The following is a 7214-nucleotide window of genomic DNA, read 5'->3' as shown; positions in this document are numbered from 1 at the left end:
TTTATATTTTCAGCAGTCTCGGCTCAAAGCCTCCTTTTTGTTAATTCCTCGAATGCCATCTTTCCAGCTTCGGAATGTTTCTTGTAAACATCCCCGCAATAAACTTCGGCATCCCAAATTCTACAATCTTTTGTTTTACTCTTTCTTTCATTTCGTCAATTGTAATATGAGGTAAAGTGAATTCTCCGTTCATATAGCAGTGGCTGCAGTATTTGGTGCTTTTCGTTCCGTCCTTTTCTGTCCCGCCCCCAAGCTCATCTTTTGCTAACGGCATTCCACAGCTTTGACAGTTTTTATAGGTGGTCATTTCTATCACTCCATTCTTTATTCAAAGTCAAAAACATCCACAATCCGGTCTGCTTTTAGCCGGTTTTGACACAGTTTAAATAATTGTCCCAAAAATACTTCAACCTCAAGTAATGTAGAAGGCAGTTTGATTTGAACGGTTGTTGAACCAAACATTTGTTTAAAATAGGCTTTTCTTTGGTCATTTTTTCCATCCCGTTTAAATGGTTTGTATCCCCAGACAATATGAGGCACCCCATCAATTTCTTGGATTTGTCTTATCTCTGCGCAGGTTGTGGACCGATCATGTGCATAAATGACTAAATAATAGTTGTCATTACGATGCCAATCAATGAATAAAAAATAATAACCCGTATCACTATCTGGCCTGGTTACCTCATATGCTGCTAACGTTGGTTTTCCATTAGTCCATTGATGAAACTTTTGGAGGCTTCCACCCGTAATTTCAAGTTTTTTAATCTCATAGGTCGATGAATTAGAGGATTCGATACAGTTAGCTAAAAATATAGCTTGTTCCTTTTCCAACTTAGATTTCCCCTTTATGTATTTGAACCAATTATACTTTGTAAGTGGATGAAAAAGAAAGAATGTCCAAATTTAACTTAAACTTATTTTTAACTGAATAAGAAAGTGGTATACTTTATTTATTGATTATTCTGAAAATTATAAAGGAGGTTTTTTGATGAATTTTTACAAAGATGATATACATTTTCAATCACTGCTTAAAGAGTTACTCGATCAACCATTTTTTGAATATGCAGACAAGGAGTTAACTGTCTTTGGTGAGAAATGTGCAACTGCTATCGATGATCGGGCAAGGTTTACGGACCGGGAAGGACAGCCGCGCTTAAACAAATATGATGCCTATGGTGAAGATATTTCTGAAGTATGGGTGAACGAGGGCTACAGAAGAACCGTTGAAGAAACTTACAATACTGGAATAGTTGGTTATGTTCATAAAGAAATACCAGCACTCGGGGAAAAAGGAAATTACATATATTCTTATGCACAAGGGTATCTTCTCTCGCAAACAGAGCCTGGATTTTACTGTCCAGTCACATTGTCGATGGCTACTGCTTATTTACTTAACCAATATGCTTCTAAAGAAATGAAGGAGCAATTTTTGCCGCATGTCCTCTCAACAGGTGAAGTTCCCCACTATGAGGGTGCGACATTTTTAACAGAGCGTCAAGGAGGCTCCGATGTCGGTGCAAATGAGACGAAGGCTGTTGAAGAAGGAGATCATTTCAAACTTTATGGAGAAAAGTACTTTGCCTCCAATGCCGGTATGTGCGGGGTAGCTATGGTTTTAGCGCGGAAAGAAGGTGCACCATCAGGAACGAAGGGACTGACTCTATTTGCAGTGCCATGGCGAAACCAGGACGGAACACTTAATGGGATTCGTATTCGCCGTTTAAAAGATAAACTCGGTGTCAGGGCAGTCCCTTCTGCTGAGGTAGAATTTGATGGCGCAGATGCATTTGTTGTGGGCGATCCAGCGAAAGGTTTTTACTATATGATGGAAGCTCTAAATCTATCAAGAGTCTGCAATGCCGTTGCCTCATTAGGAATTATGAGAAGAGCCTATTATGAAGCAAAGGAATATTCTTTAAAAAGGGATGCGTTCGGAAGTAAGCTCGCAAACTATCCAATGGTCAAGGACACGCTGACACGGCTTGCGGTAAAGCTGGAAATTGAAACCCGCACCGTTTTTAGCTATCTTCCTTTATTTGAGCGCGTTATGAATAATCAAGCAAGTCAAAAGGAGGCCATTCTCAATCGTCTCTACATCGCCCTTTTGAAAAAAGAAACGGCAGAACAAGCGATTCATTATGCACATGAAGCGATAGAAATGCACGGCGGAAATGGTTATATCGAAGACTTCGTCACCCCTAGACTATTGCGGGATGCTCAAGTCCTGACTGTATGGGAAGGAACGACCAATATTCTCGGGTTGGAGGTTCTGCGTTTAATCGAGAAGTATAAGGCAGAAGAGCTGTTTTTAGAAGAGATGAGTCAACGCCTACGGGGAGTTGCCCATTTGCCATCCGAATGGACTTATTTGGTTGAAAATAAATTAATTCAATTGCAGAACCTATCGAAATCATTACGTACGGCATCCGCAGATCATAAAACCTTTCACTCGAAAAAGGCGGCCGAACTTATGGTGAAAATTTTTGAGAGTATTGTCGCGCTTGAACAGGCAGCAAGCGGTGACCGCCGTGCCATCATAGTAATGGAGGTATTTTTAGAGGAGACGTGGAAGTCTTCTTACTTGTTTAATGAAGAAATGAGGACAGTCGAATACTTTTCGGAAATTGTTTTGAATTCAAAGAGTGAGAAACCTTTATCAGTCAGATAAGTGAACTCTATGAAGCTTGCCTTTTCATGGTGGGCTTATTTTTTTAGTTTGATTTGAAAATAAGAATTCATTTTACGTCTAATAATCAATCTATTTCCAATGATATCCAGCAAATGTCGTAAGTTTCGTAAGATATGTTGTAAGTGTCTGAAAATATGTAATAAAAGTCTGAAAATATGTAGTAAGTTTCGTAAAATATGTAATAAGAGTCTGAAAATATGTAATAAGTTTCGTAAAATATGTAGTAAGTGTCATTAATTATTTTTCTTTGTCTCCAAAATGAAATACAAATGACATCCTTTTAAAAAATTGCTCTGGTAGAATCGTATAATTAGGACTTATAATCAGAAAATCCGTCGAATAGTATATAGAATAATTAGGCCTCTTTTCCATATGAATGACAGAGAGTGGTGTAATTGGAGGGAAAGATATGACATTAGAGACGCAATTAAAACAGAAAACGTATTATGAAATGTTCATTAATGAACATGAAAATATTCATCCGATCCAGGTGCTTGGTGAACTGTTTCAGGAGGAAGCGCTAAAGGACCTGCCTGATTTATCGTCTATTCGCTTTGCGCAGGGGGAAGTGTACTTCCATCATAAAGATTATGAGGCTGCCATTTTTAAATGGGAGAATATAATCAATGAACTTGAACCCTGGGCAAAGAAAAATACTGCGGATGCATATTATGAGTTAGGTTTATTATCGACTGCTGAAGACCTTTATTGTGCAATTCAAACCAATAATCTCACCCTAAATACGGAAGTGGCCTTACAGTTATTTTCGTTGTATATAGAGCGAGATAAGCTCGACTTGGCCTTGTCGGTGATTAAAAAAACAATTGCTGCAAACCCAGATTATCCGAACGTAACGGGAATCGCCCGTTCTTTTTTTGAAGAGCAGCAGGATTGGAATCATGCGATTGAACTAGCAGTAAACGAGGCAAAACGGACGGAATCATTAGACTGGTACGATATGATCATTACCTATGTGGAAAATGGTGTGGCTAGAAGTCATGCGCCGAGTTATTTTTCACAGGCTTTACTTGAAGTGTTTAGTCTGAATAAACAAAAATTTGAGAAGCTTATTTCCGCCCTTTGGGATAGCTATAAGAATGAAGAATCGTATTTTACTTTAATAAGAGAAATGAACCATTTGTTATTAAACCTTGATATCAGTCGGGATAGAAACCTATCTGTACTTTCAAGCCTCCATAAGGAAGCATTTTTCAACTTAATTGATGGAAGGTATTTCATTAAAAGTCTGCAGGATTTTATTCCAGACTTCCTGACAAATTGGTTACGACTTGCCGATCGTAAAGATACCGTGCTTGCAGCAGCTGCCGTGCTCTCATGGAATGAGCTTTTTCCAGCAAGCATAAGTATGTCTATCGTTAGTGAGGCTGAAAAACTGATCAGCATTACGGAAACTGATATGGACGAATTAGAGGAGTGCCTGACACTATTTGATGCTATTACGAATTGGGCCCAATCAAATGAGATGGGCGAGAATAATCGAGTAAAATGGATTGTTGAGCAATTAGTCGATTTTGACAAACAACATCTATTAATTACCGGGTTAAGCGGAAGTGGAAAATCGACTTTTGTTAATTTGGTTCTTGGAGAGGATTTACAGGACAGCCCAACCTCTTCTGTGGTCATGTTTAAAGATTCTGCTGAAGAAGAAATCATAGAAATTACTGATCGAGAGAAGACTCGTTTATCTGGTTTTTCTGATTTTCAAGAACGAATGGACCGACGCCGTAATGCGTTGGAATCTATGATTGAATTTAGGCGTCCGAACGCCTTTTTGCAGGAAAATAAGGTTGCTCTAATTGATACCCCTGGCCTAAAAGGAAACTATAATGATTCCTATGAAGTATTGAAGAATCTGCAATTGGCAGATACCGTCCTCTTTGTACTCGATGCAAATGCACCGTTTACGGATAAAGAAAGGTCAGTGCTTGCAAAGATTCAAGAGTTAGCTCCTGATATTCCAGTTCATTTTCTATTGAGTAAGACCGATACGCTTGTAAATGAGCAGGAAGCGATAAGAGTTTTCGATGAAACTAGGGCGAGGATTCAATCCTATTTACCGGATGCTTTCGTGTTTGCTTTTTCATCGCAATATGAAAGCAGTCAGCAGCTTAAGGACTTAAAAGAGTTTATCCAATCCATTAAAAATATGAGAAACATTGAAGATAAGCGGTTGGCAAAGCTGTTGTTCTATATTCGGACCACGATTGCCAGCCTTATGCAAAAACGGATTGATGTTGAAAATCAATTGGTAGAATCCGTACGTTGGAATGAAGAAATGCTGCAGAAGTTAACGGGGGCAGTAAATCAACTGAAGGATACGGAGACCCAAAAAACAAAAGCAGTGGTGCAGTCCTACCGTGCCATCAAAGCTTCAATTGAAAAGGATATATCAGAGTCTGTTCCAAAGATGCTTCAAGAGTGTTCCTCTTTCATTAAAGAAGATAGTAATTTTAGCAAGATTCACTTAGAACTTAATGATGAGATGAACAAAAGACTGGAAGTGTACCTTGATCAGACGGTCATGCCAAAATATTACCGCTTGCTCCAAGAATGGATCGAGGGAAGCAAAGAGGAGTTCGTGCAAGGTCAGGAATTCTTGAATGAAATAGGTGAAGGCTTTAATCATATGTATGGGGAAGAACGCCTCAGCCTTGATTGCGATTTTAAAGTGCTCGATGATTGGCACCGTGATACTGACCGGATGACAAGTCGTTTCCAGTTGGAAACTGTCAATATTCTGCTGCGCAGAACCCCGTCTCAATTTTTATTAAAAAGTGCTGGTAAGCTGTTTGGTGCCATGACACAAAATAAAGCACTGCTTTTTAACAAATACAAATCATTTGTAGAAAATGAGGAGTATATCGAAACGATTTCTGCCGTCAAGCAACAGTTTTTTCAGCAATTTGAGCTGTTTGAAAAATCACTGGAACGAGATGTTACCCTATTTTTCAAGAGTCCATTGAATCTGTTAAATCGTTCAGTAGAGGAAGCAGGATTAGGAATTCAGTCAAACCAAGAAATGCTTACGAGCATGAATACCAATCCAGAAATGTTCCGCGATCCGTTGACACTATTTGAAGTTAGATTGCGTCAGTTTGAGTGGATGACGGTGGCAGGAAAAGGAATGCAAACCGTCTATTAATATTTGGAAAAGGAAGGTGTCTGAGGCATCTTCCTTTTCTAGGGAATTACGTTGTCCGAATGTCAAAAAAATGGTAGCCTATAGGTAATCTGTTTTGAAGGAGGGAAAACGAGTGATTAAAGTAACGGGTGCACAAACAGAGGCTTGTGTTTTTTCGAACTATCCTCAGGAAACAGCCCTAGAGCAAATCCAAGAGCTATGTAATCAAGCTTTTTTAAAGGATACAAAGATTAGTATTATGCCAGACTATCACGCCGGTAAAGGTTGTGTGATTGGAACAACCATTCAGCTAAAGGATAAGGTCGTCCCCAATCTAGTGGGTGTAGATGTCGGCTGCGGCGTGTTAACCGTCAAACTTCAGGATCAAAAAATTGATTTTAATAAACTTGATCAAGTGATCCGTACGTATGTCCCAAGTGGGCAGGAGCTTCATACAGAGGAGACAGTCAGGTTTATTAATACTAGTTTTCCCGCCATTCAAGAATTTGAAGCAGATCACATATTGAGTGAAAATAGAAGCCTTTATAGCTTAGGTACATTAGGCGGAGGGAACCATTTTATTGAGGTCTCAGTTGATACCAATGGCTATCACTATTTAACCATCCACACTGGCAGCCGCTATGTTGGGGCGAAGATTGCCACCTACTATCAAAAGGTAGCGATCTCAAAACTTCGTCAGCAGGATTTAACTGATATCATTGACCAATTAAAGGCGGAAGGACGTCAAAAAGAAATCGAAGCAATAATTAAAAGCTATAAAGAAAAGAATCCCGTTATTCCGAATGATTTAGCGTATTTGGAAGGCGAGGATTTTCATAACTATATGCATGATATGAAGTTAGCTCAAGCATTTGCAAAAGCTAACCGCGAAGAAATTGCAAGAGCGATCACGGAAAATATGGGACTAGAGGAGCAGGACCGCTTCGATACGGTACACAATTATATCGACACGGAGAACCTGATTTTACGAAAAGGGGCCGTGTCCGCGCAAAAAGGCGAACGTCTTATTATTCCGATTAATATGAGAGACGGGTCGATTCTAGCAGTCGGTAAAGGGAACGATGAATGGAATTATTCTGCTCCGCATGGTGCGGGTCGCGTATTGAGCCGCACGAAAGCAATGAAAACTCTCAATATGGACGATTTTTATAAAACAATGGAGGGCGTGTGGACGACGTCTGTTTCGGAAGAAACCTTAGATGAAGCGCCAATGGCCTATAAGTCAATGAATGAAATTTTAGAAAAGGTAGAAGAAACTGTTGAGATTGCAGGTTTCATTAAACCGGTTTATAACTTTAAAGCCAGTGAAAAGTTCACACCTGGACGATTTAAAAAATGATAGATTTGGGAGAGAGAGACTGT

5 protein-coding genes are annotated in these 7214 nt (G+C 39.4%); 3 read left to right on the top strand and 2 right to left on the bottom strand.

Translation table 11 applies throughout. The features are described 5' to 3' along the window. Positions 1 to 40: 40 nt before the first annotated feature. A complete protein-coding gene (locus J7E63_RS07240; protein ID WP_215010835.1) occupies positions 41 to 307 on the bottom strand; it encodes a zinc ribbon domain-containing protein in 267 nt (88 codons plus the stop codon). A gap of 17 nt (positions 308 to 324) precedes the next feature. Continuing rightward, positions 325 to 831, bottom strand: a complete 507-nt coding sequence (locus J7E63_RS07235; RefSeq protein WP_215010834.1) for a hypothetical protein — start codon at positions 829 to 831, stop codon at positions 325 to 327. 157 nt (positions 832 to 988) lie between these two features. Between J7E63_RS07235 and J7E63_RS07230 the strand changes: the two genes are divergently transcribed. The 3 genes from J7E63_RS07230 (at position 989) to J7E63_RS07220 (ending at position 7191) form a co-directional block, all read left to right on the top strand. Beyond that, positions 989 to 2668 carry an acyl-CoA dehydrogenase family protein gene (locus tag J7E63_RS07230; protein ID WP_215010833.1) on the top strand — a complete coding sequence of 560 codons (1680 nt, stop codon included), beginning with the start codon at positions 989 to 991 and terminating at the stop codon, positions 2666 to 2668. A 430-nt stretch (positions 2669 to 3098) separates the two neighbouring features. Beyond that, positions 3099 to 5852, top strand: a complete 2754-nt coding sequence (locus tag J7E63_RS07225) for a dynamin family protein (protein WP_215010832.1) — start codon at positions 3099 to 3101, stop codon at positions 5850 to 5852. A gap of 112 nt (positions 5853 to 5964) precedes the next feature. Continuing rightward, positions 5965 to 7191 (top strand): RtcB family protein, encoded by a 1227-nt coding sequence (locus J7E63_RS07220; RefSeq protein WP_215010831.1) that lies wholly within the window; start codon positions 5965 to 5967, stop codon positions 7189 to 7191. The last annotated feature ends 23 nt before the right edge of the window (positions 7192 to 7214 follow it).

The organism is Bacillus sp. ISL-75, from assembly GCF_018613095.1.
Note: the sequence above shows the minus strand (reverse complement) of the source record. Positions and strands in the feature narration are given on the sequence as shown.

Coding starts and splice junctions, on each gene's coding strand:
- J7E63_RS07240 (WP_215010835.1), bottom strand. CDS start 307: ATGACCACCTATAAAAACTGTCAAAGCTGTGGAATGCCGTTAGCAAAA.
- J7E63_RS07230 (WP_215010833.1), top strand. CDS start 989: ATGAATTTTTACAAAGATGATATACATTTTCAATCACTGCTTAAAGAG.
- J7E63_RS07225 (WP_215010832.1), top strand. CDS start 3,099: ATGACATTAGAGACGCAATTAAAACAGAAAACGTATTATGAAATGTTC.